The organism is Streptomyces sp. NPDC038213, from assembly GCF_055600495.1.
Genome location: NZ_JBVJYM010000004.1, coordinates 164846 through 188627, shown reverse-complemented (window position 1 = coordinate 188627; position 23782 = coordinate 164846). Strand labels below are relative to the sequence as shown.

Annotated in this window: 18 protein-coding genes; 5 read left to right on the top strand and 13 right to left on the bottom strand. The window is 74.9% G+C overall.

What is annotated here, in order from left to right; genetic code table 11:
* Positions 1 to 33 precede the first annotated feature (33 nt).
* From ACZ7JZ_RS08160 to ACZ7JZ_RS08125, 8 genes are all read right to left on the bottom strand, one after another.
* A complete protein-coding gene (locus ACZ7JZ_RS08160; protein ID WP_470934575.1) occupies positions 34 to 534 on the bottom strand; it encodes a hypothetical protein in 501 nt (166 codons plus the stop codon).
* 67 nt (positions 535 to 601) lie between these two features.
* Positions 602 to 2314, bottom strand: a complete 1713-nt coding sequence (locus tag ACZ7JZ_RS08155) for a hypothetical protein (protein WP_470934572.1) — start codon at positions 2312 to 2314, stop codon at positions 602 to 604.
* Positions 2315 to 2361: 47 nt separating this feature from the next.
* On the bottom strand, positions 2362 to 3432 hold the full coding sequence (locus ACZ7JZ_RS08150; protein WP_470934569.1) for an ATP-binding protein: 1071 nt from the start codon (positions 3430 to 3432) through the stop codon (positions 2362 to 2364).
* A 73-nt stretch (positions 3433 to 3505) separates the two neighbouring features.
* Entirely contained in the window at positions 3506 to 3928 is a 423-nt protein-coding gene (locus tag ACZ7JZ_RS08145; RefSeq protein ID WP_470934566.1) for an ACT domain-containing protein, read from the bottom strand.
* A 93-nt stretch (positions 3929 to 4021) separates the two neighbouring features.
* Positions 4022 to 5197, bottom strand: a complete 1176-nt coding sequence (locus ACZ7JZ_RS08140) for a thiolase domain-containing protein (protein ID WP_470934563.1) — start codon at positions 5195 to 5197, stop codon at positions 4022 to 4024.
* On the bottom strand, positions 5194 to 6258 hold the full coding sequence (locus ACZ7JZ_RS08135; RefSeq protein WP_470934560.1) for a thiolase domain-containing protein: 1065 nt from the start codon (positions 6256 to 6258) through the stop codon (positions 5194 to 5196). The genes ACZ7JZ_RS08140 and ACZ7JZ_RS08135 overlap by 4 nt, the downstream gene beginning before the upstream one ends.
* Complete coding sequence (locus ACZ7JZ_RS08130; RefSeq protein WP_470934557.1) at positions 6255 to 7226, bottom strand: Zn-ribbon domain-containing OB-fold protein; 972 nt, start codon at positions 7224 to 7226, stop codon at positions 6255 to 6257. The genes ACZ7JZ_RS08135 and ACZ7JZ_RS08130 overlap by 4 nt, the downstream gene beginning before the upstream one ends.
* 128 nt (positions 7227 to 7354) lie before the next feature.
* Positions 7355 to 8155, bottom strand: coding sequence for a crotonase/enoyl-CoA hydratase family protein (locus ACZ7JZ_RS08125; protein ID WP_470934554.1), 801 nt, complete (start codon positions 8153 to 8155; stop codon positions 7355 to 7357).
* 160 nt (positions 8156 to 8315) lie between these two features.
* On the opposite strand from ACZ7JZ_RS08125, the gene ACZ7JZ_RS08120 reads away from it, so the two are divergent.
* The 3 genes from ACZ7JZ_RS08120 to ACZ7JZ_RS08110 all read left to right on the top strand — a co-directional run bounded on the left by ACZ7JZ_RS08120 (position 8316) and on the right by ACZ7JZ_RS08110 (position 12336).
* The gene (locus tag ACZ7JZ_RS08120) at positions 8316 to 9947 is read left to right on the top strand and encodes an acyl-CoA synthetase (protein ID WP_470934551.1); all 1632 of its coding nucleotides are present in this window, start codon (positions 8316 to 8318) and stop codon (positions 9945 to 9947) included.
* An 86-nt stretch (positions 9948 to 10033) separates the two neighbouring features.
* Entirely contained in the window at positions 10034 to 11341 is a 1308-nt protein-coding gene (paaK, locus tag ACZ7JZ_RS08115; protein WP_470934548.1) for a phenylacetate--CoA ligase PaaK, read from the top strand.
* 98 nt (positions 11342 to 11439) lie between these two features.
* Positions 11440 to 12336 carry a YhjD/YihY/BrkB family envelope integrity protein gene (locus ACZ7JZ_RS08110; protein WP_470934545.1) on the top strand — a complete coding sequence of 299 codons (897 nt, stop codon included), beginning with the start codon at positions 11440 to 11442 and terminating at the stop codon, positions 12334 to 12336.
* Here ACZ7JZ_RS08110 and ACZ7JZ_RS08105 read toward each other — a convergent pair.
* From ACZ7JZ_RS08105 to ACZ7JZ_RS08095, 3 genes are all read right to left on the bottom strand, one after another.
* Complete coding sequence (locus ACZ7JZ_RS08105) at positions 12326 to 13423, bottom strand: calcium:cation antiporter (RefSeq protein WP_470934542.1); 1098 nt, start codon at positions 13421 to 13423, stop codon at positions 12326 to 12328. The two genes, ACZ7JZ_RS08110 and ACZ7JZ_RS08105, sit on opposite strands and share 11 nt — an antisense overlap.
* A gap of 85 nt (positions 13424 to 13508) precedes the next feature.
* Positions 13509 to 15203 (bottom strand): acyl-CoA synthetase, encoded by a 1695-nt coding sequence (locus ACZ7JZ_RS08100; RefSeq protein ID WP_470934539.1) that lies wholly within the window; start codon positions 15201 to 15203, stop codon positions 13509 to 13511.
* 13 nt (positions 15204 to 15216) lie between these two features.
* On the bottom strand, positions 15217 to 16323 hold the full coding sequence (locus ACZ7JZ_RS08095; RefSeq protein WP_470934536.1) for an NAD(P)H-dependent flavin oxidoreductase: 1107 nt from the start codon (positions 16321 to 16323) through the stop codon (positions 15217 to 15219).
* A 427-nt stretch (positions 16324 to 16750) separates the two neighbouring features.
* Between ACZ7JZ_RS08095 and ACZ7JZ_RS08090 the strand changes: the two genes are divergently transcribed.
* Together ACZ7JZ_RS08090 and ACZ7JZ_RS08085 are read left to right on the top strand one after the other, a co-directional pair.
* Positions 16751 to 18484, top strand: coding sequence for a serine hydrolase domain-containing protein (locus tag ACZ7JZ_RS08090; protein ID WP_470934533.1), 1734 nt, complete (start codon positions 16751 to 16753; stop codon positions 18482 to 18484).
* 86 nt (positions 18485 to 18570) lie between these two features.
* Entirely contained in the window at positions 18571 to 19344 is a 774-nt protein-coding gene (locus ACZ7JZ_RS08085) for a YoaK family protein (protein WP_470934530.1), read from the top strand.
* A 15-nt stretch (positions 19345 to 19359) separates the two neighbouring features.
* Here the strand turns inward: ACZ7JZ_RS08085 and ACZ7JZ_RS08080 are convergent, their stop codons facing one another.
* The gene (locus tag ACZ7JZ_RS08080) at positions 19360 to 20937 is read right to left on the bottom strand and encodes a phytoene desaturase family protein (RefSeq protein ID WP_470934527.1); all 1578 of its coding nucleotides are present in this window, start codon (positions 20935 to 20937) and stop codon (positions 19360 to 19362) included.
* Between the two features lie 68 nt (positions 20938 to 21005).
* Positions 21006 to 23456 (bottom strand): serine/threonine-protein kinase, encoded by a 2451-nt coding sequence (locus tag ACZ7JZ_RS08075; protein ID WP_470934524.1) that lies wholly within the window; start codon positions 23454 to 23456, stop codon positions 21006 to 21008.
* Positions 23457 to 23782: the final 326 nt, after the last annotated feature.

Sequence of the window (23782 nt, the reverse complement as noted above, 5' to 3'; positions counted from 1 at the left end):
TCCGCCGGGCCGTGCGGCCCGGCGGCCGTCCGGTCAGCCCTGCTGGAAGAGTTCCGCCGGGAGCGGCTTGAGCAGCGCGTACAGGTCGTCGGTGATCGGCCGGTCCCAGCTGGCGATGGTCACGAGGACGTTGTCGCTGCGGTCGAACTGGACGCAGGAGATCCGGGTCTCGGAGAGCTTGACCTTCCGGACGATGAGGAGGTTGTCGCCCTGCATGACGGGGCAGTCCTCGACGCCGGTGACCTCGACCTCCTCGTCGTTCTCCAGTGCGGCGAGCAGCTGGGCCACCTCGAAGGGGACCTCCTTGTCGGCGAGCTCCCGGGCGGGCGAGCCCTCGGGGAGGTTACCGATGATCATGGCGGGGCCGCGGCCGCCGAAGAGGTCGTAGCGCAGGAAGACACCCTGGCAGCTGCCGTCGGGGGCGGGGAGCAGCCCGGCCCCGAGGTTCCCCGGCCAGTCCCCCGGGTCCATGGCCAGGACGTCGAAGTCCGGGCCCGCGGGGGTGGCGGCGCTGCGGCGGCGGAGGAAGGACATGCCGCCATGGTACGTGGCCGGACCCCCTCCCCGGCCCTCGGGTGGGGAAGGGGCCCGGCCCACCCGGTCAGGACAGGGCTTCCCTGAGTCCGGCGAGGTCCGTGCCGAGCTTGCGGTAGCCCGAGGAGAGCAGCCGGGACACCTCCGCCTCGCTGGTGGACAGGGCCGCTGCGACCTTGGAGAGGGGTTCGCCGGCGGCGGTGAGCCGGGCGGCCTGCTCCTCGCGGGCGGTCAGCTCGGCGCCTCCGGCCAGCGACGGGCGCGGCCGGGAGCCGACCCCGGACAGGGCCTCGCGGGCGGTGGCGGCCAGCCCGTCGGCGCCGCAGGCCACAGCGGACTCCAGGCCCTCGTGGAGGACGGAGGGCCTGCGCAGGTCGATACCCAGGGCAACCTGCGCGCAGGCGAGCTCGTATCCGGCGGGTGAGGCGGAGAGGGTCTCCACGGCCTCCTCGAGGCCGGTGCCGGTGACGTCGGCGGCCATCCGCAGGGCCTGGCCGACGGCGGAGGCGGTGCCGAAGGCGCGGGCGCGGCGGATGGCGTCCTCGGCCAGGGCGCGCGCCCGCTCGGGGTCGTCCTTGGCGAGGGCGCGGGCGAGGTGGAGCTGCCAGGGGCACCAGGACGGGTTCTGGATGCCGCGCGGGGTCAGCCGCCGGCCCACGGCCTCCAGCTCCGCGACGGCCGCCTTGCGGTCCCCGCGGGCGAGGAGCAGCTCGGCGTACACGGTCTGCGGGTCGGGGAAGACCATGGCCTCGGGGTAGGGCTCGCCGAACTCGTGCTCGCGGGCGAGCTGCCAGGCGTCGGCGGTGCGGCCGCGGGCGAGCAGGACCTGGATGAGGATGGTGACGGCGTACCAGTGCACGGGGGTGCGGCGGCCGACGCGCTCGGCGAGCCGCAGGCCGGAGCGGGCGTAGTCCTCGGCCTCGATGAGGCGGCCGCGCCGGAAGCGGATGTAGCCGAGCAGGCTGTAGGCGAAGGACAGGTGGGCGCCGCGCCAGCCGAGCCGCTCCAGCTCGGCCGTTCCGGCGGCGAAGAGCTCCTCGGCGCGGCCGGGGCGGTCGGCGTACATGTACGTGAGGGCGACGACCAGGGGCAGTTCGAAACCGCGGTCGGGGTCGGCCCAGCTCAGCTCCTCGCCGAGGGCGCGCCGGGAGTGGTGCAGGACGGTCTCGGCGGGCTCGCCGCGCAGGGTGGCGTCCCAGGCGCGCAGGCCGATGATGTACCGCTCGGTGAGGTCGCGGCCGGCGAGGCGGTCGGCGAGCCGGGCCAGCCGCCGGGAGCGGGCGGGCGAGTCGGGTTCGTCGGAGCGGAAGGCGTCCCACATGAACTGCTCCGCCTGCAGCCGCAGTTTGGCGCGGGCGTCCGGGGCCTTGACGATCTCTTCGCCGAGTACGGCGGAGGCCTCGCCGTGGCGGTTGCTGTGCGCGAGGGCCTGGGCGAGCCGGATGGCGATGCCCTGGCGCAGGGAGGTGCCCTCTGCGGACTCCTCCAGTGCGGCGCGGAAGTGGTTGGCGGTGGCGGCCGGTTCGGTGAGCAGGGAGGCGCAGCCCAGTTCGTAGAGGACGTCGGCGCGGTCCTCGTAGGCGGGCGGCTCCTGGAGGGCGCGGGCGAGCTGGCGCCGGGCGGCCGCGGGGGCTCCGGTGCGCATGTGCTCGGCGGCGGACGCGCGCAGCAGGCGGACCACGCGGTCGTCGCCCTCGGGGTGGGTCTCCAGCAGGTGCCGGGCGGCGTCGGAGGCGCCGAGGCCCGCGTCGACCACGGCCATGGCGGCCTCGCCGTGCATGCCGACGCGCAGGGCGTCGGGGATGGCCCGGTAGACGGCGGTGGCGATCAGGGGGTGCTCGAACTCCAGGTTGCCCCGGGTGAGACGGTGCTGGAGAGGATGCGGGCGTCGCGGAGCCGCTCGGTGGCGTCGGCGGCCTCCTCCGCTCCCACGGCCGCGACCCGGGCGGCGAGTTCCTGGGGCACGGCGGTGCCGAGGACGGCGCAGGCCCAGGCGAAGCGGACGGTGGAGGGGCCGAGCCGTTCGAGGCGGGCGACGAATCCGCTGCCGCGCTGGGCGGCGGCGAGGTCGCGCAGGGAGGCGGCGCCGGTCTCGTCGGGGGTCAGTCCGCGGTCGCGGACCTTCTCGGAGAGCTCGACGGCGTGGAAGGGGTTGCCCGCGGTGACGGCCCAGCACTCGCGGCAGAAGGCGTCGTCGGCCTGTTCGCCGACGGTCTCGCGGACCAGCCGGCCGACCGCGTCGGGGGTGAGCGGGTCGAGGGTGATGGGCCGCTGGCCCGCCCGGCCGGGGAGGAAGCGGAAGGACTCGGCGTGGTCGGGCAGTTCGTCGGGCCGGTAGGCGACGACGAGGAGCAGCGGGAGGTGGGCCGTGCGCGAGGCGAAGGCGGAGAGCCAGCCCAGGGACTCGGAGTCGGTCCAGTGGGCGTCGTCCAGGAGCAGGACCACCGGGGCGCGCTGGACCACGAGGTGGGTGAGGACCCAGTCGAGGCCGTCGCGCAGGCCCTGCGGGTCCGGGGGCACCGCCTCGGCGGCGGTCAGTCCGAGGGCGGGGCCGATGATCGAGTACCAGCTGCCGAGGCTCTCGCGGACCTCGGGCGAGGGGATCCGGGCGAGCTGCGGCTGGATGAGCTGGCGGGCCACGTAGAAGGGCACGCTCGTCTGCATCTCGCCGCCCCGGGCGCTCATCACGGTGCAGCCGCGGGCGTGGGCCCGGCGGCTGATCTCGTTGAGGAGCGTGGTCTTGCCGAGTCCGGCGGGACCTGCGAAGGCGAGCAGGCCGCCGCCGGTGGCGGATCCGGGCTCGGGGCCGGTGAGCTCGGCCAGCGCCTCGTCCACCGCGGCGAGTTCGGCGTCGCGTTCGAAGATGGTGCGCCGGATACGCAGCTGGCGTTCCGTCATGGCTGGTACCCCCCAGGGCGGTTCGGGGCCATCAGCGTACGCCCGCGCGTGCGCGGGCGGAGGGTTCTGTCGTCTACTGATCGGATCTTTCTGATTCGGTCGCGGAGCGGGCGGCAAGGGCTTCCAGCACGGCGACGGCCCCGGCGGCCCGGTCGGCGGGGACGAAGAGGTGGTCGTGGTGGTACCCGGCCACGACGTTGCAGCTCAGCCCGGCTGCGGCCAGTTCGCGGGCGAAGGCTGCGGTGAGGCCGACGGCGTCGAGTGCCGAGTGGACGCGCAGGGTGATCCACCCGGCCACGTACGCGTAGTCGAGCCCGGCCGCGTCGGCCTCGTGCCGGGGCAGCACGAGGGTGGTCCCCTCGGCCTCCACGACGGTGGCCACGGGGTTCACCCCTTCGGGGGGAGCCCCGGGCACCGTCGTGAACACGTACTCACCCGGGTTCAGCTGCGGGCTCATGCTGCCGAGGAGGACCGCCAGGTCCCGTTCGCCGCTCATGGCCGCACTCTATTGCCGGGGGCGGTCCCCGGCCCGGGAGGGGCCCCGGCGCGGCAGGCGGGGCCCGGCAGGGCGGGGCCCCAGGGCGGGGCCTCAGCGCGGCGGGGGCTCCGAGCCGACCAGCCACATGGCGAAGAACTGCGCGCCGCCGCCGTACGCGTGCCCCACGGCCCGCCGGGCCCCCGGGACCTGGTGCTCCCCCGCCCGCCCCCGCACCTGGAGCGCGGCCTCGGCGAAACGGATCATGCCGGAGGCCCCGATGGGGTTGGTGGACAGCACCCCGCCGGAGGGGTTCACGGGCAGGTCCCCGTCGAGTGCGGTGACCCCGGCCTCGGTGAGCTTCCAGCCCTCGCCCTCCTCGGCGAAGCCGAGGTTCTCCAGCCACATGGGCTCGTACCAGGAGAAGGGCACGTACATCTCGACGGCGTCGATCTCCCGGCGCGGGTCGGTGATGCCGGCCTGCCGGTAGACGTCGGCCGCGCAGTCCTTGCCGGCCTGCGGGGAGACGAAGTCCTTGCCCGCGAAGAGCGTGGGCTCGCTGCGCATCGCCCCGCCGTGCACCCAGGCCGGGGGGTGCGGGGCGCGGGCGGCCCCGGCCCGGTCGGTGAGGACCATGGCGCAGGCGCCGTCGGAGGACGGGCAGGTCTCGGAGTAGCGGATGGGGTCCCAGAGCATGGGCGAGGCCTGGACCTTCTCCAGGGTGATGTCGTGCTCGTGGAGGTGGGCGTACGGGTTCTTCAGGGCGTTGCGCCGGTCCTTGTACGCGACGAGGGCACCGACCCCGTCCGGGGCCCCGGTGCGCCGCATGTACGCCCGTACGTGCGGGGCGAAGAACCCGCCGGCCCCGGCGAGCAGGGGCTGCTGGAAGGGGACGGGCAGGGACAGGCCCCACATGGCGTTGGACTCCGACTGCTTCTCGAAGGCCAGGGTGAGGACGGTGCGGTGGACGCGGGCGGCGACGAGGTTGGCGGCCACCAGGGCGGTGGAGCCGCCGACGGAGCCGGCGGTGTGCACCCGCAGCATCGGTTTGCCGACGGCGCCCAGGGCATCGGCGAGGTACAGCTCCGGCATCATCACCCCCTCGAAGAAGTCGGGGGCCTTGCCGATGACCACGGCGTCGACGTCCGCCCAGTCGAGCCCGGCGTCGTCGAGGGCCCGCCGGGCGGCCTCCCGTACGAGTCCGGCGATGGACACGTCGTGCCGGGCGGCCACGTGCTTGGTCTGGCCGATGCCGACGACGGCGACCGGTTCCCTGGCGGTGCTGCTCATGCCGGGTCCCCTTCCAGGACGGCGACCAGGTTCTGCTGGAGGCAGGGGCCGGAGGTGGCGTGGGCGAGGGCGCGGTCGGACTCGCCGCGGTGGATGCGGGCGGCGGCCTCGCCGATCCGGATGAGGCCGGCGGCCATCATCGGGTTGGCGGCGAGGGCCCCGCCGGAGGGGTTGACGCGGACGTCCGCGCCGAGCCCGAGGGCCTTGCGCAGGACGACTTCCTGGGAGGTGAACGGGGCGTGCAGTTCGGCGGTGTCCACGGGCCGGTCGAAGAGCCCGGCGCGCTCGGCCGCGGTGCGGGCCGACGGGGAGTCGGTGAGGTCGCGCAGGCCGGGTCCGTGGGCCTCGATGCGGTGGTCGATGCCGGTGATCCAGGCCGGGCGGGCGCACAGCCGGCGGGCGGCGTCCCCGGCGGCGAGGACCACGGCGGCGGCGCCGTCCCCGATGGGCGGGCAGTCGCCGGTGCGCAGCGGGGCGACCTGGTAGCCGCCCTGGGGGACGGCGCCGCGCAGCTGGGCGTGGGGGTTGGCGGCGGCGTCGGCGCGGCTGCGGGCGGCGACGGCCGCGAGGGCCTCCTCGTCGGTGTCGCCCGCGTCGATCAGGGCCCGGGCCTGGAGGGCGGCGAGGGCCACCGAGTCGGGCCACAGGGGGGCGAGGTAGTAGGGGTCGAGCTGGCGGGTGAGGACGTCGCGCAGCGGGCCCGGGGAGGATTTGCCGTACGAGTAGACGAGGGCGGTGTCGGCCTCGCCGGTGCGGAGTTTGACCCAGGCCTCGTACAGGGCCCAGGCGCCGTCCATCTCCACGTGGGACTCGGAGATGGGGGGCCAGGCGCCGACCCCGTCGAGGGTCATGGTGAAGGAGAAGGCGCGGCCGGCGAGGTAGTCGCTGGAGCCGGAGCAGGTGAAGCCGATCTCGCCGGCCTTGAGCCCGGTCTGCTCCAGCACGCGGTGGAGGACCGGCATGACCATCTCGACTTCGCTGAGCTCGTCGGTGCGGCGCCGGTGGTCGCTCTGGGCGAAAGCGACCACCGCGACCTCGCGGTCGGACCGGGGGGCGGTCACAGGAGCTCCTTGTAGGTGTCGTAGTCGGCGTCCGGCTCTCCGGTGGGGCGGTAGTGGTCGGGGTAGCCGCCGCCCTCGCTCCACACGGGTTCGACGCGCAGGCCCATGCGGACCTGGTCGTAGGGGATGCCGCCGATCCGGCCGTGGAGGGCGAGGCCGGCGCCGTCGAGGGCGATGTGGGCGTAGACGTAGGGGACTTCGATGTCGAGGTTCTTCGCCTTGATGTTGACGATGCAGAAGGTCGTCACGGTGCCCGCGGGTCCGACCTCGATGCGGTCGGTGGTGGCGACCCCGCAGGTGGGGCAGGCGCCGCGCGGGGGCACGTACACCTTGCGGCACTCGGGGCAGCGCTCGCCGACGGTCCGGCGCTCGCCGAGGGCGGCGATGTACGCGGTCTGGGCGCGGCCGGGGCTGTACGTGTAGTCGAGGCGGGCCTCGGCGACGATGCCGGACACGGGCTCGGGGAAGACCCCGTCGTGGCGGCGGGGGGCGGCCGGGCCGGGTGCGCCCCGGGGGTCCTCGTACGGTTCGAAGCAGGCGATGTCGGTGATGGCCCCGGTGCGTTCGGCGGCCCAGCGGATGCGGACCCGCATGCCGGTGCGGACGGCGTCGGGGCCGGGGGCGTCGAGGACGTGCAGGAGGGCGGTGTCGGCGCCGTCGAGGCGGACGAGCACCCAGGCGAAGGGGGTGCCGAGGGGCTGCTGGGGGCGGGGGGCCGGGTTCCAGGCCCAGGTGGTGACGGTGCCGGTGGGGGCGACCTCGACCAGTTCGCGCAGCTCCCCGGCGGTGACGGGGTCGTACTCGGCGGGCGGGACCATCACCCGCCCGTCGGAGGTGGTGACCCCGAGGACGGTCCGCTCGCGCAGCCCGGTCAGGAAGGCGCTCTGGACGGGGCCGAGCGAGCGGGTGAAGGGGAACTCGACGACGAGGGGTGCGCTCAGCACCCCGGGGGCGGGGGCGGCTGTCATGGGCGGCTCTCCGTAATCTGCGGGGTCGGGCGTACGGGTCCGGGGGTACGGGCCGGGTGTACGGGTCCGGTGTACGGGTCCGGGCGGGGCCGGGCGGGGCCGGGGGATGCGGTCCCGGACCCGGCAGGTCAGGCGCGGCGGTAGACGGGCGGCCGCTTCTCGGCGAAGGCCCGGGCGCCTTCCCTGGCGTCCTCCGTGTCGAAGACCGGCCAGCCGCGGGTGAGTTCGGCGGCCAGCCCCTCGGTCTCGGTGAGTTCCGCGGCCTCGTAGACGGAGGCCTTGACGGCCTCGACGGCGAGCGGTCCGCAGGCGTTGACCTGCTCGGCGACGGCGAGGGCCGCGTCGAGGGCGGTGCCGTCGGGGACGACCCGGCCGACGAGCCCGATGCGGGCGGCCTCCGCGGCGCTGTACGGGCGGCCGGTGAGCAGCATCTCCAGCGCGTGGGTGCGCGGGATCTGGCGCGGGAGGCGGACGGTGGAGCCGCCGATGGGGAAGAGGCCGCGCTTGACCTCGAAGAGCCCGAAGGTGGCGCCCTCGGCGGCGACGCGGATGTCGGTGCCCTGGAGGATCTCGGTGCCCCCGGCGACGCAGTAGCCCTCGACCGCGGCGATCACCGGCTTGCGGGGGCGGTGGTGGCGGAGCATGGCCTTCCAGTGCAGGTCGGGATCGGCCTTGAGCCGGTCCCGGTAGTGGTCGCCGGCCATGCCCCGGCCCGCGAGGGCCTTGAGGTCCATGCCGGCGCAGAAGTCGCCGCCCGCGCCGGTGAGCACCACCGAGCGGACGGTGTCGTCGGCGTCGGCTTCGAGCCAGCCGTCGTACAGGCCCACCAGCAGCGGCAGCGAGAGCGCGTTCTTCGCCTCGGGCCTGTTCATCGTGAGCACCAGCGTGGCGCCCTGGCGCTCCACGGTGAGGTGTTCGGTCCCACCCATTGCCGTCCTCCCGTCTCAAGACCTAGAACAGGTTGCAGTAGGGGCGGTTGCAGTTCAATAGCTTTCTGACAGTCAGTCAGTTTTCTTCGCGGGCACCCTTCCCCATTGCCGTGGCTGGCGCTCTAATGACCGCCATCGGATCCCGGGGTCAGGAGGAACGGTGGAGTACAACCTTGCCGACCTGTTCGAGTCGGTCGTCGACGTGGTCCCCGACCGCGAGGCCCTCGTCTTCGTGGACCACCCCGGTACGGGCGCGGAGCGCCGGCTGACGTACGCGCAGCTCGACGAGGCCGCCAACCGGATCGCCCACCACCTGGTCGACCGCGGACTGCGGCCCGGCGAACACCTGGGCCTGCACCTCTACAACGGGGTCGAGTACCTCCAGACCGTACTGGCCTGCCTGAAGGCCCGGCTCGTCCCCGTCAATGTGAACTATCGCTACGTGGAGGAGGAGTTGGCGTACCTCTACCGGGACGCCGACCTGGCCGCCCTGGTCTTCGACGGGGAGTTCACCGCCCGGGTCGCCGCCGTGCTGCCCGGTACGCCGAAGCTGCGCCACCTGCTGCGGGTGGGCCGGGCCCCCGAGGGCGCGCCCGAACCGGCCACCGCCCCGGTCGCGTTCACGGACGCCGAGGCAGCCGGCTCCCCGGAGCGCGGCTTCGCCCCGCGCTCGCCCGACGACCAGTTCATCATCTACACGGGCGGCACCACCGGGATGCCGAAGGGCGTGATGTGGCGCCAGGAGGACCTGTTCTTCGCGGGCCTGTTCGGCGGGGAGCCGACGGGCGAGCCGGTCAAGCGGCCGGAGGAGCTGGCCGAGCGGGTGGCGGCGCGCGGCGGCGGGCTGACCTTCTTCCCCACTCCCCCGCTGATGCACGGCACGTCGACACTGACCTCCTTCGTGGCCTTCAACTACGGGCAGCGGATCGTGATCCACCGCAAGTACGTGCCCGAGGAGGTGCTGCGGACCATCGAGAAGGAGAAGGTCTCCAGCGTCTCGCTGGTCGGGGACGCGATGCTCCGCCCCCTCGTCGACGCCCTGCGCGGACCGCTCAAGGGCACCGACATGTCCTCCCTGTTCAGCGTCTCCTCCTCCGGGGCGATCATGTCGGACACGGTCCGCGCGCAGTTCCAGGAGCTGGTGCCGAACGTCCTGCTGCTCAACAACTTCGGCTCCTCCGAGTCGGGTTCCAACGGCAAGGCCACCGCCGACTCCGGCCCGGAGAAGGGCTTCCGGCTGGAGGTCAACGAGCGCACGCTGGTGGTGGACCCGGTGACGCACGAGCCGGTCCCGCCCGGCGTCCCGGGCCGGCTCGCGCAGCGGGGGCACGTACCGCTCGGCTACTACAACGACCCGCAGAAGACGGCGGAGACCTTCTTCCAGCGCGGCGGGGAGCGCTGGGTCCTGCTGGGGGACATGGCCACCGTCGACGGGGACGGCATCGTGACGGTCCTCGGCCGCGGTTCCCAGTGCATCAACACGGGCGGCGAGAAGGTGTACCCGGAGGAGGTCGAGCAGGCCCTCAAGTCCCACCCGGACGTCTACGACGCCCTGGTCGCCGGGGTCCCCGACCCGAAGTGGGGCAGCCACGTGGCGGCCGTGGTGGAGGTCCGCGCCGGGGCCGCGGCCCCCACCCTCGACCAGATCCAGGCCCACTGCCGCACCCGCCTGGCCGGCTACAAGATCCCCCGCCAGCTCGTCATCGCCCCGGAGATCCAGCGCTCCCCGAGCGGCAAGGCCGACTACCGCTGGGCGAAGGCCGTGGCGACGGAGGCCGACGGCCGGGGCTGAGAACCCGCGCACGGATCTTGACCCGGCCGCCCGCCCTTTGGTTGCCTACGGATACCGAACGATCGGTCGGGTCAGGGGAGGCACGGGTGACGGATCTGCTGGACGCGGCGGAGCGGCTGGACCGCGGGGCGCTGGAGGCGCTGCAACTGGAGCGGCTGCGGGACACCCTGCGGTACGCGTACGAGCGCGTGCCCTTCCACCGGGCCGCCTTCGACGAGGCCGGGGTACGCCCCGAGGACTGCCGCACCCTGGCCGACCTGGCCCGCTTCCCGTTCACGACCAAGGCCGACCTCCGCGACACGTACCCCTTCGGGATGTTCGCCGTACCCCGCTCCGAGGTCCGCCGGATCCACGCCTCCAGCGGCACCACCGGCCGCCCCACCGTGGTCGGCTACACCGCGCGCGACCTGGACACCTGGGCCGAAGTGGTGGCCCGCTCCCTGCGTGCGGCGGGCGCCCGGCCCGGCGACACGGTGCACGTGGCGTACGGCTACGGGCTGTTCACCGGGGGCCTCGGGGCCCACTACGGGGCCGAGCGGCTCGGCTGCACGGTCGTCCCGGCCTCCGGCGGGATGACCGAGCGCCAGGTCCGGCTGATCCTGGACTTCGAACCCGAGGTCATCATGGTGACCCCCTCGTACATGCTGACCCTCCTGGACGAGATGGAGCGCCAGGGCGTCGACCCCCGCCGGACCTCGCTGCGCACCGGGATCTTCGGCGCCGAGCCGTGGACGGAGGAGATGCGCCGGGAGATCGAGGAGCGGCTCGGCATCGACGCCGTGGACATCTACGGGCTCTCGGAGGTGATGGGCCCCGGCGTGGCCCAGGAATTCGCCAGCGTGAAGGACGGCCTGCACCTCTGGGAGGACCACTTCCTGCCGGAGGTGGTGGACCCGGTCACCGGCGAGGTGCTGCCGGACGGGGAGACGGGCGAGCTGGTCTTCACCTCCCTCACCAAGGAGGCGATGCCCGTGGTCCGCTACCGCACCCGCGACCTGACCCGGTTGCTGCCCGGCACGGCCCGGCCCGCCTTCCGCCGGATGGAGAAGGTCACCGGCCGCTGCGACGACATGATCATCCTGCGCGGGGTGAACCTCTTCCCCACCCAGGTCGAGGAGATCCTGCTGCGCACCCCGGCCGTCGCCCCGCACTTCCAGCTCCGCCTGACCCGTCGGGGCCGCCTCGACGCCCTCACCGTCCGCGCCGAGGCCCGGCGCGATGCCTCCCCCGCCGACCGCGAGGCGGCGGCCGCCGCGGTGGCGCGCGCGGTCAAGGAGTCCGCGGGCGTCACGGCGGCGGTGGAGATCGTGGACCCGGACAGCCTGGAGCGCTCGGTGGGCAAGATCCGCCGCATCGTGGACCTGCGGGAGCAGAGCGGGGACGCGGGCCCGTAGCCGGCAGCCCGCGGCCCGCCGGGGCACGGCCCGCCCGCAGGCCACCCTTTCGGACGGACATTGTCCTGGTTTGCAGCGGTTTGGGGTAGTCGGTCCTTGTGACGCACCCCCAGCCCCACCCGCATCGGATCCGCCGGCTGCACGACCGGGTCCAGGCCTCGCCCGCCGGGCTGGCCTGGAGCCGCGGGCGCGAGATCGAGCTGATGCACCGGGCGATGGGGTTCGCGGCGCTCGGGTTCCTGACGCTGGTGCCGCTGCTGATCGTGGTGGCGGCCGCCGCACCGGCCAGCGGGGAGGGGTTCGGACGCTGGCTGGGGCAGGCGCTCGGGGTGTCGGCGGATTCGCGGCGGCAGGTGGAGCTGCTGTTCGGGATGCCGGGGCAGGCCCTGGAGCGGACCACGGCCTTCGGTCTGGCCGCGCTGTGCGTGTTCGGGCTGACCTTCGGCTCCGTGGTGCAGACCGGGTACGAGAAGGTGTGGGACCTGCCGACCGCCCGCTGGCACACGATGTGGCGGCACGTGGTCTGGCTGGCGCTGCTGATCTTCTACCTCGGCGTGCTGGTCGCCGTATCGGTCCCCTCCCCCGGCTTCTGGGCCTCGGTGCTGGGCGGGGCCGCCGACCTGGCGAGCACCGGCCTGTTCTTCTGGGCCTCGCAGCGGATGCTGCTCGGGGGCCGGGTGCGGTGGCGGGCCCTGCTGCCCGGGGCGGTGGCCACCAGCCTCGGCCTGCTGGGGCTGCGGGTCTTCTCCCAGCTGGTGTTCTCCCCGCTGATCGCCTCGAACGCCGTCACCTACGGGCCCTTCGGCACCCTGCTGGTGGCGCAGTCCTGGCTGGTCGGGGTGGGGTTCGTGGTCTACGGCGGGGCACTGGTCGGCCGGATGGCGCACGAGCACCTGACCCTGCGCCGGCTGCGGGAGGCGGGGGTGCTCGCCGCCGGGGGCCGCGGCCCGGGCCCGGGGAGGGGGCCGGGACCGCGGCCGGGGCTCAGGGGCTGACCGCCAGGAACAGGTACGCCGCCAGGATGACCAGGTGCACCCCGCCCTGGAGCAGGGTGGCCCGGCCCGGGACCACGGTCAGGGCGCCGACCACCACCGTGAGGGCGAGCAGCACCATGTGCGTGGGGTCGAGGCCCAGGGTGAGCGGGCCGGAGAGCCAGATCGAGGCCAGCGCGATGGCGGGGATGGTCAGGCCGATGCTGGCGATCGAGGAGCCGTACGCCAGGTTGAGGCTGGTCTGCACCCGGTTGCGGCGGGCGGCGCGGACCGCGGCGAGGGTCTCGGGCAGCAGCACGAGCAGGGCGATGATCACACCGACCACGGCGTGCGGGAGCCCGGCGTCCGCCACCGCGGACTCGATGGTGGGCGATACGGCCTTGGCGTTGCCGACCACGGCGACGAGGGCGGCCATCAGCAGCCCGAGGCTGATCCAGGCGGCGCGGGCGGTGGGCGGGTCGGCGTGCTCGTCCTCGGACTCGGTGGGGGTGGCGACGGGCAGGAAGTAGTCGCGGTGGCGGACCGTCTGCACCGCGACGAACAGCCCGTACAGGGCGAGCGAGGCCACGGCGGCGAAGGCCAGCTGCGCGGTGGAGAACTCCGGGCCGGGCTTGCTGGTGGTGAAGGTCGGCAGCACGAGGCTGAGGGTCGCCAGGGTGGCGACGGTGGCCAGGGCCGTGCCGGAACCCTCGGCGTTGAAGACGGCCACCCGGTTGCGCAGGGCGCCCACCAGCAGGGACAGGCCGACGATACCGTTGCAGGTGATCATGACGGCGGCGAAGACCGTGTCCCGCGCCAGTGTGGAGGTCTTGTCCCCGCCGTCGGCCATCAGGGTGACGATCAGGGCGACTTCGATGACGGTGACGGCGACCGCGAGCACCAGGGAGCCGAAGGGCTCGCCGACCCGGTGGGCCACCACCTCGGCGTGGTGCACGGCCGCGAGCACCGCACCGGCGAGGCAGAGTGCGACGAGCCCCACGGCGAAGCCCGGCAGGTCCCGTCCCCAGGTCAGGGCCAGCGCGACGAGCGCGGCCACGGGGACGAGGACCGTCCAGTCGGTCAGGGGGGATGTCCGCGTTGTCGTACTCATGACCGCTACGCTGCCATAGCAGGCGCTCTGTCACAAAAACCGCACGCTTCGTCACATCCGTCCGCCGGTCAAACCGTACGCTTCGTCACATCGGGCGGTCGTGGCCCTCCCAGTACGGATCGCGCAGCCGCCGCTTGTACAGCTTGCCGTTGGGGTCGCGCGGCATGGCCTCGACGAAGTCCACGGACCTGGGCCGCTTGTACCCGGCGAGCTGCCGCTCGCAGTGCACCAGGATCTCGGCGGCGAGCGCGTCCCCGGGCGTGAACCCCTCGGCCGGTTCGATGACGGCCTTCACCTGCTCGCCCCAGTCGGCGTGGGGGATGCCGAAGGCGGCGGCGTCGGCCACGGCGGGGTGGGAGAGCAGCGCGGACTCGATCTCGGCGGGGTAGATGTTCACCCCGCCCGAGATGATCATGTCTATCTTGCGGTCGCGGAGGAAGAGGTAGCCCTCCTCGTCGAGCAGGCCCAGGTCGCCGACGGTGAAGAAGTCCCCGATGCGGTTCGAGCGGGTCTTGTCCTCGTCCTTGTGGTAGCTGAAGCCGCCGGTGCTCATCTTCATGTAGACGGTGCCGACCTCGCCGGCGGGCAGCCGGGCGCCCTCGTCGTCGAAGACGGCGAGCTCGCTGATCGGCCAGGCCCGGCCGACCGTCCCGGGCTTCTTCAGCCAGTCCTCGGCGGTGGCGAAGGCCCCGCCGCCCTCGCTGGCCGCGTAGTACTCCTCCACGCAGCTCCCCCACCAGTCGATCATCGCCCGCTTGACGTGCTCGGGGCAGGGCGCGGCCCCGTGGATGGCGTGCTTCATCGAGGAGACGTCGTACGCCGACCGGACGGCCTCGGGGAGGGCGAGCAGCCGGTGGAACTGGGTGGGGACCATATGGGTGTGGGTGCAGCGGTGGGCGTCGATGAGGCGCAGCATCTCCTGCGGGGTCCACTTGTCCATCAGGACGAGCGGGTGGCCGATGTGCAGGGCCGCGGCCGCGAACTGGAGCACCGCCGTGTGGTAGAGCGGCGAGCAGACCAGGTGCACGTTCCCGTCGAAGGGGCGGATGCCGAAGATGCCGAGGAAGCCGCCGAGGTAGGTCTCCTCGGGGAGCCTGCCCGGCAGGGGGCGGCGGATGCCGCGGGGGCGGCCGGTGGTCCCGGAGGTGTAGTTCATGACCCAGCCGAGGGTGCGCTCCGCCGGGACGGTGTCGGGCTGCCCGTCGAGCAGTTCGGCGTACGGGCGGAAGCCGCCGAAGTCCGGGCGGTCGGCGCCCTCGGGGACGGCGTACCGGTGGCTGGCGGGCAGTCCCGCCTCGTCCGCGGCCGCGGTGGCCGCGGCGGCGAAGCGCTCGTGGGCGATGAGCACCCTGGCCCCGGAGTCCGCGACGATCCAGGCGATCTCGGGGCCGACGAGGTGGTGGTTGACGGGGACGAGGTAGAAGCCCGCCTGGGAGGCGGCGAGGTACGCGGTGAGGAACTCGACGCCGTTGGGCAGGACCACGGCGAAGGCGTCCCCGCGCTCCAGCCCGGCCGCGCGCAGCCCGTGTACGAGCCGGTTGACGTCGGCGTGCAGCCGCCCGGCGGTCCAGCCGGTGCCGTCGGGGGCGGTGAGCACGGTCCGGCCGGGGTCGGCGGCGGCCTGGGCCCAGAAGCCGTTGGGGGGTGCGTCCCGGCCGGGGGCGGCGGGCGCGGGCGCGGCCTGGGCGGGGGTGGCCGCTGCACCTGAGCCGGTCCCTCCGGCCCCGCCGTCCCCGCCGCTCGCGCCGGTCCCTGTGCTCTCGCTCTTCTCGCTGCTCATCGGCGTTGCCTCCTCAGTCGCGGCCGGCGATGCGGTTGATGCGGTCGACGGCCTTCTCGAACCCGCGGGTGAGGTCGTCGACGATGGCCTGGACGCTGCGCTCGGAGTTCATCCGGCCGACGATCTGGCCCACGGGCGTGCCCAGCAGCGGCCCGACCTCGTACTTCTGGATCCGGGAGACCGCCTCGGCGACGAGCAGGCCCTGCAGGGGCATCGGCAGCGGCCCGGGGCCGCTGGGGTCGTCCCAGGCGTCCGTCCACTCGGTGCGCAGTTGCCGGGCCGGCTTGCCGGTGAGCGCGCGGGAGCGGACGGTGTCCCCGGAGCCGGCGGCGAGCAGCTTCCGGGTGAGGGCCCTGGAGTGGAGGTCGGCCTCGGTGGCGGTGAGCCAGAGGGAGCCGAGCCAGACCCCCTGGGCGCCCAGGGCCAGCCCCGCGGCGACCTGTTCCCCGCTGCCGATGCCGCCGGCGGCGAGGACGGGCAGCGGGGACACGGCCTCGACCACCTCGGGTACGAGCACCATGGAGGCGATGTCCCCGGTGTGGCCCCCGGCCTCGTAGCCCTGCGCCACGACGACGTCGATGCCGGCCTCGGCGTGCCGGCGGGCGTGCTTGGCGCTGCCGGCCAGGGCGGCGACGAGTACGCCGTGGTCGTGCGCGCGGGCGATCACGTCGGCGGGCGGGGAGCCGAGGGCGTTCGCAAGGAGCTTGACGGGGTAGTCGAAGGCCACGTCGAGCTGGTTGCGGGCGACCTGCTCCATCCAGCCGGTGATCCGCCAGCCCGAGGCCTCCCCCTCGGGGAGTTCGGGCACCCCGTGCTTGGCGAGGGTCTCGCGGACGAACTCCCGGTGGGACGCGGGGATCATGGCCTCGATCTCGGCCTCGCCGATCCCGTCGACGGCCTTCTTGGCCGGCATGACCACGTCCAGTCCGTACGGCTTGCCGCCGGTGTGCTCCTGCATCCAGTCGAGGTCGCGCGCGAGCTCGTCGGGTGCGGTGTAGCGGACCGCGCCGAGCACGCCGAAGCCCCCGGCCCGGGTGATGGCCGCGGCGACGGCCGGGAAGGGCGTGAAGCCGAAGATGGCGTGTTCGACCCCGAGTTTCTTGCTCAGCTCCGTCTCCATGGGCGGCAGGATGCCGCAGGGCGGCGGCCGAGGGAAGAGATTTTCTGATGCAGTGTCAGATTCTTTGGGTGCCGGGACGGGCGGGGAGTGCCGGGTGCGCGGGCAGATAGTCGGTAGCGTGCGCGGGGTCGGAACGGGAGGTCCGGAAATGGACGGGTACACGGGGGCAGACGGGACGACGGGGGCTGCTGGGGCGGAGGCCGGGCGGGTGCCCGGAACGGGGGCGACACGGGCGGCGTTCGTACCGGCCCCGCCCTCACCGCGGGCACCGGCACCGGTACGGGGCTCCGGCGCGAACGGGCGTACCGCCGCTTCCGCTCCCACCGCGGCCGCCCCCGCCACCGCATCCGCGCCCCCGGGACCCGCCCAGCCGCCACCCGGACCGAGCCGCCGCCGGCTCGGGGCCCGGCTGCTCGCACTCGGCGGCGTGCTCGTCCTGCACGCCCTCCCCGGCGCGGCGGGCGCGGCCGGCTGGGCGGGCAACCCCGCCGAGCGGCGCGCCCTCCAGGGGCTGCGGCTGCGCTACGGATCCCCGCGGCAGGCCGGTCTGATCGACCGGCAGCTGGAGGCGGTGGCCGCCGAGGCGGCCCGCTTCCTCGGCCCCTCCCCCCACTACCCGTACTACGCCGGGGCGGTGGTCCTCGCCGGGCGGGGCCGCACGGTCGCCCTGCACCGGGCCGTGGGCGACGCCGTCCGGTACGCGGAGTACGACGGGCGCACCGACCGGGCCCGCGAACTGCCCGCCGCCGAACGGATCGCGATGGCCGAGGACACCGTCTTCGACCTCGCCTCCCTCACCAAGCTCTTCACCTCCGTCCTCGCCGTCCAGCAGATGGAGCGCGGCCGCCTCGCGCTGGAGGCGCCCGTACACCGCTACCTGACCGAGTTCACCGGCGGCGGCAAGGAGCGGGTGACGGTCCGCCAGCTGCTCACCCACACCTCCGGCCTGCGCTCCTGGGCGCCCTTCTACCAGGAGTCCACGCGCGAGGGGCAGTTGCGCCTGCTGTGGTCCGTACGCCCGCAGGACCCGCCGGGGACGGTCTACCGGTACTCCGACCTCAACCTGATCGCCCTCCAGCTCCTCCTGGAGCGGATCACCGGCCGCACCCTGGACGTCCTGCTCCGCGAGGAGGTCACCGGCCCGCTCGGGATGCACCGCACCCGCTACAACCCGCCGCCGTCCTGGCGCCGCGCGACCGCCGCCACCGAGGTGCAGCGGCCGCCCTGGTCCGGACTCGACCGCGGGCTGGTCTGGGGGGAGGTCCACGACGAGAACGCGTACGCGCTGGGCGGGGTCGCCGGGCACGCCGGGGTCTTCGGAACCGCCTGGGACCTGGCCGTACTGGCCCGCGCCCTGCTCGACGGCGGGGTCTACGCGGGCAAGCGGATCCTGCGGCCCGCCTCCGTCGAACTGCTCTTCACCGACTTCAACACCGCCTTCCCCGGCGACGACCACGGGCTCGGCTTCGAGCTCTACCAGCACTGGTACATGGGCGCCATGGCCACCCCCCGGTCCGCCGGGCACACCGGGTTCACGGGCACCTCCCTCGCCCTGGACCCGTCCACGGACTCGTACCTGGTCCTGCTCGGCAACTCGGTCCACCCCGTCCGCACCTGGCGGGCCGGCAGCGCCCCGCGGGTCGCCGTCGGCAACGCCTTCGCCCGCGCGGTCCCCGTCCGCACCCGGCACGGCGGCCCCGCCTGGTACTCCGGCATGACCCCCGGCGGCTCCGGCACCCTGACCCTCCCCCCGCTCACCCCCGCCACCGCCGGGGCGCGGCTGCGCTGCGCCCTGTGGTGGGACACCGTGCCCGGCGCCGGCGCCCTCCACGTCGAGGCCTCGGCGGACGGCACCGACTGGCAGCCGCTGCCCTTCACGACGGTACGGGCCACCGGCGGCAGCCCCGAGCACTGGCCGCAGGGCACCGTCGGCGGCTGGTCCGGGCGGATCTGGCACCGGCTGGAGGCCCCCCTCGCGGCCTGGGCGGGGCGCGAGGTCCGCATCCGGCTGCGGCACACGGCCACGGGCCGGTACGTGGGGCGCGGGGTCTACGCCGACGTGCTGCGGGTCTCCGAACCCCGCGGGCTCCTCTTCGCGGAGGACCGGCCGGCGGACGCGGGGCTGATCGAGGCGGTGGGGTGGAGCCGTTCGGCTGACTGAGCCCGCGCCGGAACGGGGCCGGCGGCCGGGCCGCCCGGCATCCGGCGACACTGGCGCCAGTCGTTCCCGCTCGGGAGGTGGTGGCCGTGCAGGAGGACCGGACGCGGGGCGGGGACGGGGAGCAGGGGAGGGCCCCCGCGGCGGCGGGCGCCGCCGCGCCGCCCGCGCGGCCGGTGGCCGCACTCGCCGCGCTCATGGCCGTACTCAGCCTCGCCACCGGGATGACCGAGGCCGCCAGCCTGCTCGCCCTCGGTCCGGTGTTCACCGCCATGCAGACCGGGAACGTCCTCTTCCTCGCCTTCGGCACCGTGGGCGAGGGCGGGCTCTCGGTGGTGGCCCCCGCCGTCTCCCTCGCCTCCTTCACCGCCGGGGCGGTGGCCGCCGCCCGGCTGGAGTGGCGGCTGGAGGAGCACCGGCGGCGGTGGTTCGTCATCGCCGTCTCCACCGAGGCGGCCCTCGTGGTCGCGGCGGCGGTCACCGCCTGGGGCCTCGAACCGGTCCGCAGCGCCCCGACGGACCGCCACCTCGCCACCGTCGCCGTCCTGTCCGCGGCCATGGGCCTGCGCAACGTGACCGCGATGCGGGTCAGCGTGCCGGACATGCCGACCACGCTGGTCACCCGGGCCATGACCGCGTTCCTCGGCGGCTCGGTGCTGGGCCACGACCCGGCCTTCGGCCGCTCCGCCGGAGCCTCGCTGCGGCGGGCGGCCTCGGTCGGCGCGATGTTCGCGGGCGGGCTGCTGGGAGCCGCGTACCTCCACTCCGGCCGCCCGCTCCCCTACCTCCTCCTGATGGCGGCCGCCCTCACGGCTGCCGTGGGCATGGCCTGCCTGCGGCTGCCGCGGCTCTTCACCCGCTGAGGGCCCCGCCCCGCCTCACGCCCCCAGCACCGCCATCGCCGCGTTGTGGCCCGGGATGCCGCTGACCCCGCCGCCGCGGACCGCGCCCGCCCCGCACAGCAGCACGTTGGCGTGGGCCGTGCCGACCCCCCAGGGTCCGGCCTCCCCGGCGGCGGCCTCCGCGTACGGGAAGGACAGGTCGCGGTGGAAGATGTGGCCGCCGGGCAGCCGCAGTTCGTGTTCCAGGTCCAGCGGGGTCTTGGCCTCGATGCAGGGGCGGCCCTCGGAGTCCAAGGCCAGGCAGTCGGCCAGCGGCTCGGCGAGGTGGGCGTCGAGCTGGGCGAGGGTGGCGGCGAGCAGCTGCCCGCGCACGCCGTCGTTGTCCTTCTCGAACAGCCGGGCCGGGGTGTGGAGTCCGAAGAGGGTGAGCGTCTGGTAGCCCCGGCGGGCCAGGTCCGGGCCGAGGATCGACGGGTCGGTGAGGGAGTGGCAGTAGATCTCCGAGGGCGGGGCGGCGGGCAGTTCACCCGCCGCCGCCTGGGCGTGGGCCCGGGCCAGCTCCCCGTACCCCTCCGCGATGTGGAAGGTGCCCGCGAAGGCCTCGCGGGGGTCCACCGAGGTGTCCTTGAGCCGCGGCAGCCGCGTGAGCAGCATGTTCACCTTGAGCTGCGCGCCCTCGGCCGGCGTCGGCGGCCGCTCCCCCAGCAGGGCGGCCAGGGCCTGCGGGGAGGCGTTGACCAGGACCCGGCGGGCCCCGACCCCGCCCTCGCCGTCGGCCGTGCGGAAGGTCACGGACGCGTCGGCGGCCCCGTCGGTCTCGATGCGCAGCGCCTCGTGGCCGGTGGCGATCTCGGCGCCCGCGGCGAGGGCCGCACCGGCGAGGGCGGTGGTCAGCGCGCCCATGCCGCCGACGGGGACGTCCCAGTCCCCGGTGCCGCCGCCGATGACGTGGTAGAGGAAGCAGCGGTTCTGGACCAGGGAGGGGTCGTGCGCGTCGGCGAAGGTGCCGATCAGCGCGTCCGTGAGCACCACTCCGCGGACCAGGTCGTCACGGAAGCGCTCCTCCACGGCCCGCCCGATCGGCTCCTCGAACAGCATCCGCCAGGCCGCTTCGTCGTCGACGCGCGCGCGGAGGGCTGCGCGGGTGGGCAGGGGTTCGGTGAGGGTGGGGAAGATCCGCTCGGCGGCGCGCGCGGTGGTGGCGTAGAAGCGGCGCCAGCTCTCGTACTCGGCGGCGCCGCCGGTGAGCCGGGCGAAGGACTCGCGGGTACGGTCCTCCCCGCCGCCGACGAGCAGCCCGGTGGGGCGGCCGCCGCGGACGGCGGGGGTGTACGAGGAGACCGTGCGCTTGCGGACGGCGAACTCCAGCCCCAGGTCGGTGACGATCTTCCGGGGCAGGAGGGAGACGAGGTACGAGTAGCGCGACAGCCGCGCGTCCACCCCCGCGAAGGGGCGCGTGGAGACGGCGGCCCCACCGGTGCGCCCGAGCCGCTCGAGCACGAGCACGGACCGCCCCGCCCGCGCCAGGTAGGCGGCGGCCACCAGCCCGTTGTGCCCGCCCCCCACGATCACGACGTCGTACCGTTCCCTGGAAAACGCAAGCGCTCGACTCATGGCCCCAGTTGGTAGCACGCCCCGCCCCTGCCCGGCCAGACCCCGGCCGCCCGCTGCGCCCCCTGCCCCTACCCCTCCCCCGCCGGAGGCAGTTGGCTGGCATGGGGGTGGTGGTGGGTGCGGAGGGAATCGATGTGGCGGGTGACGGCTGCGGACTCCTCGTGGCGGCCGAGGCGGTCCAGGCAGTGGGCCTCGTCGGCGTGGGCCGCGAGGGTGTCCGGGTGCGACGGGCCGAGGGTCGCCTCGCGCCCGACCGCGACCTCCCGGTACACCGACAGGGCCTCCGGCCACCTCCCCAGCCAGCCCAGGGCGACCGCCACCTCGCGGCGGCTGGCCAGGGTGTCCGGGTGCCGCCCGCCGAGCACCGCGGCGCGCAGCGCACCGACCTGCCGGGCCTCTTCGAGCGCCTCCTCCCAGCGGGCGAGCCGGCCGAGGTTCACGCCGAGCCCGTGCCGGGCCCTCAGGGTCTCCGGGTCGGCGGCCCCGTACGCGCGGGTGCGGTCCGCGACCAGCGACCGGTACAGGTCCAGTGCCTCGGCGCTGCGGCCGAGGCGGCCCAGGCTGATGCCGACCTCGTAGCGGGCGGCCAGGGTCTCGGGGTGGTCGCGGCCGAGGGACTCCGCGCGGGCCCCGGCGAGGCTGCGGTACGCGTCCAGGGCCTCCGGCCACCTGCCCAGGCGCCCGAGGGCGTACGCGACCTCGTACCGGGACAGCAGGGTGTCCCGGTGGCCGGGCCCGAGGGCCCTCGCGCGGGCCTCCGCGACCTCGGCGGCGGTCCGGTGCGACTCCTCCAGGCGCCCCAGCCGGGAGAGGTTGACGGCGAGGTTGTGGCGGCAGGCCAGGGTGTCGGGGTGCTCGGGCCCGGCGACCCGCTCCCGTACGGCGAGCACCTCCCCGTACACCTCGTGCGCCTCCTGGTGCCTGCCGAGCTCGGCGAGCACGTACGCGGTCTCCTGACGGGCGGCCAGGGTCTCGGGGTGCTCGGCGCCCAGCGAACGGGACCTGCCCTCCGCGACCGTGCCGTACTCCAGCAGCGCCTCGCCGGGGCGGCCGCACCGGCTCAGGGTGAAGGCGACCTCGTAGCGGCTCGCCAGGGTGTCGGGGTGGTCGGGGCCGAGGGTCTCGGCGCGCGCGGCGGCGACCTCGCGGTGGATCCGCCCGGCCTCCTCCCAGCGCCCGGCCCGGCCGAGGCCGAGGGCGGTGCCGTGGCGGGCGGCCAGCGCGTCGCCCGGCGCGCCGGCGGAGGCGGCGGGGTCCCGCCGGCCGGGCACCCGGGGGTCTGCGGCGGGCGGGGCGGAGGCGGGCCCGGCACCGGCACTGTCGACGGCTCCGGGCGCAGGGGCGGTGGCTGCGCCGCCGTTGGCGGCTGGCGGCCCGCCCGCTTCCCCTCCCCCGCCCCCCGTCCAGCGCAGCGTGAGGGCCTGGGCCCAGGCATCACCGGCCGTGGTGCGCGGGGTGCCCGCGCGGGGGCCCGGGGCCAGCCCCTGGGCCCATGCGGGCAGCGGGGCACCGGGCGCGGGCAGGGTCGCGGGACCGGAGTCGATACCGGCGGCGAAACCCGTGCTGGTGCCGATACCGGTGCCCGTCCCCGTACCGGCGGACGTGCTGCCCGCCGGCGGGCGGATGCCGGCGCCCCCCGTGCGCTGCCCCGCCCCCCGGCTGCCGCGGGACTGGACCAGGCGGCGGTGGAGGGCGCGGGCGTCCGCCGGGCGCTCCTCCGGCTTCTTGGCCAGCAGGTCGAGGACGGCCCGCTCGAAGTACCCGGGCAGTTCGGGCCGGTGCGTGCGCAGCGGCTCCGGCGCCTGGTCGCGGTGGCCGACCAGGACGGACCAGGAGTCGCCGAGGTCGAAGGGCGGGGCGCCGGTGGCGATCTCGTACAGGACGCAGCCCAGCGAGTACAGGTCGCTGCGGTGGTCGACCTCCTCGTCCGCGATCTGCTCCGGGGACATGTAGTGCGGGGTGCCCATGGCCATGCCCCCGCCGGTGAGTTTGGCGGTGAAGCCGATGTCGTGGGCGAGGCGGGCGATGCCGAAGTCGCAGAGCTTCACCGTGCCGTCGGTGAGCCGCATGATGTTCGCGGGCTTGAGGTCGCGGTGGACGATGCCCTGCTCGTGGGTGTAGGCGAGGGCGGCCGCGACCTGTTCGGCGATGTCGAGCACCTCGCCGACGGGCAGCGGCCGGTGCTCGTTCGCGTCGAGCAGTTGGCTGAGGTTGCGGCCGTGGAGGAGCTCCATGACGAGGAAGAGGCAGCCGCCGGAGGCGCTGTCGTCGCCGAAGTCGTGGACGACGGTGACCCCGCGGTGCTGGAGGGAGGCGGCGACGCGGGCCTCGCGGCGGAAGCGTTCGCGCAGGACGCGGGTGAAGTTGGGGTCGTGGTCGAGGCCGAGCGGTTTGAGGCACTTGACGGCCACGTGCCGCCCCAGCGACTCGTCGCGCGCCCGCCAGACCTCGCCCATGCCACCGCGCCCGATCAGGTCGAGCGGCCGGTACCGGCCCTGGATCAGTCTGGTTTCCGCCAACTCCACCATGTCGTGCTGTCGCCCCCGTTGTCGTGCCGCGCCCTCCCGGACCGTCCAGTATGGCGGCCCCCCGATTCAGTGTGTACGCCGAGGGACGGCTCCCGGGGTCCGGCCGCGCCATTGCCCCACGATTGTGACCTGCGGAGCGCTGCCGGGGCGGACGTGCGGGAACGGCGCGCGGCAGGGTGGCCGGTGGGGCGCCGGCGGCGGGTGGGGCGTACAGACCGGGGCGGATCGGTGCAGGGGCCACCCGTCCGGGGTACGGGGTGCGCGCGCAAGGGCGGCGCCGGGAGCCGGGCGGGCGGGTCGGGCGCCGGTACGCATTT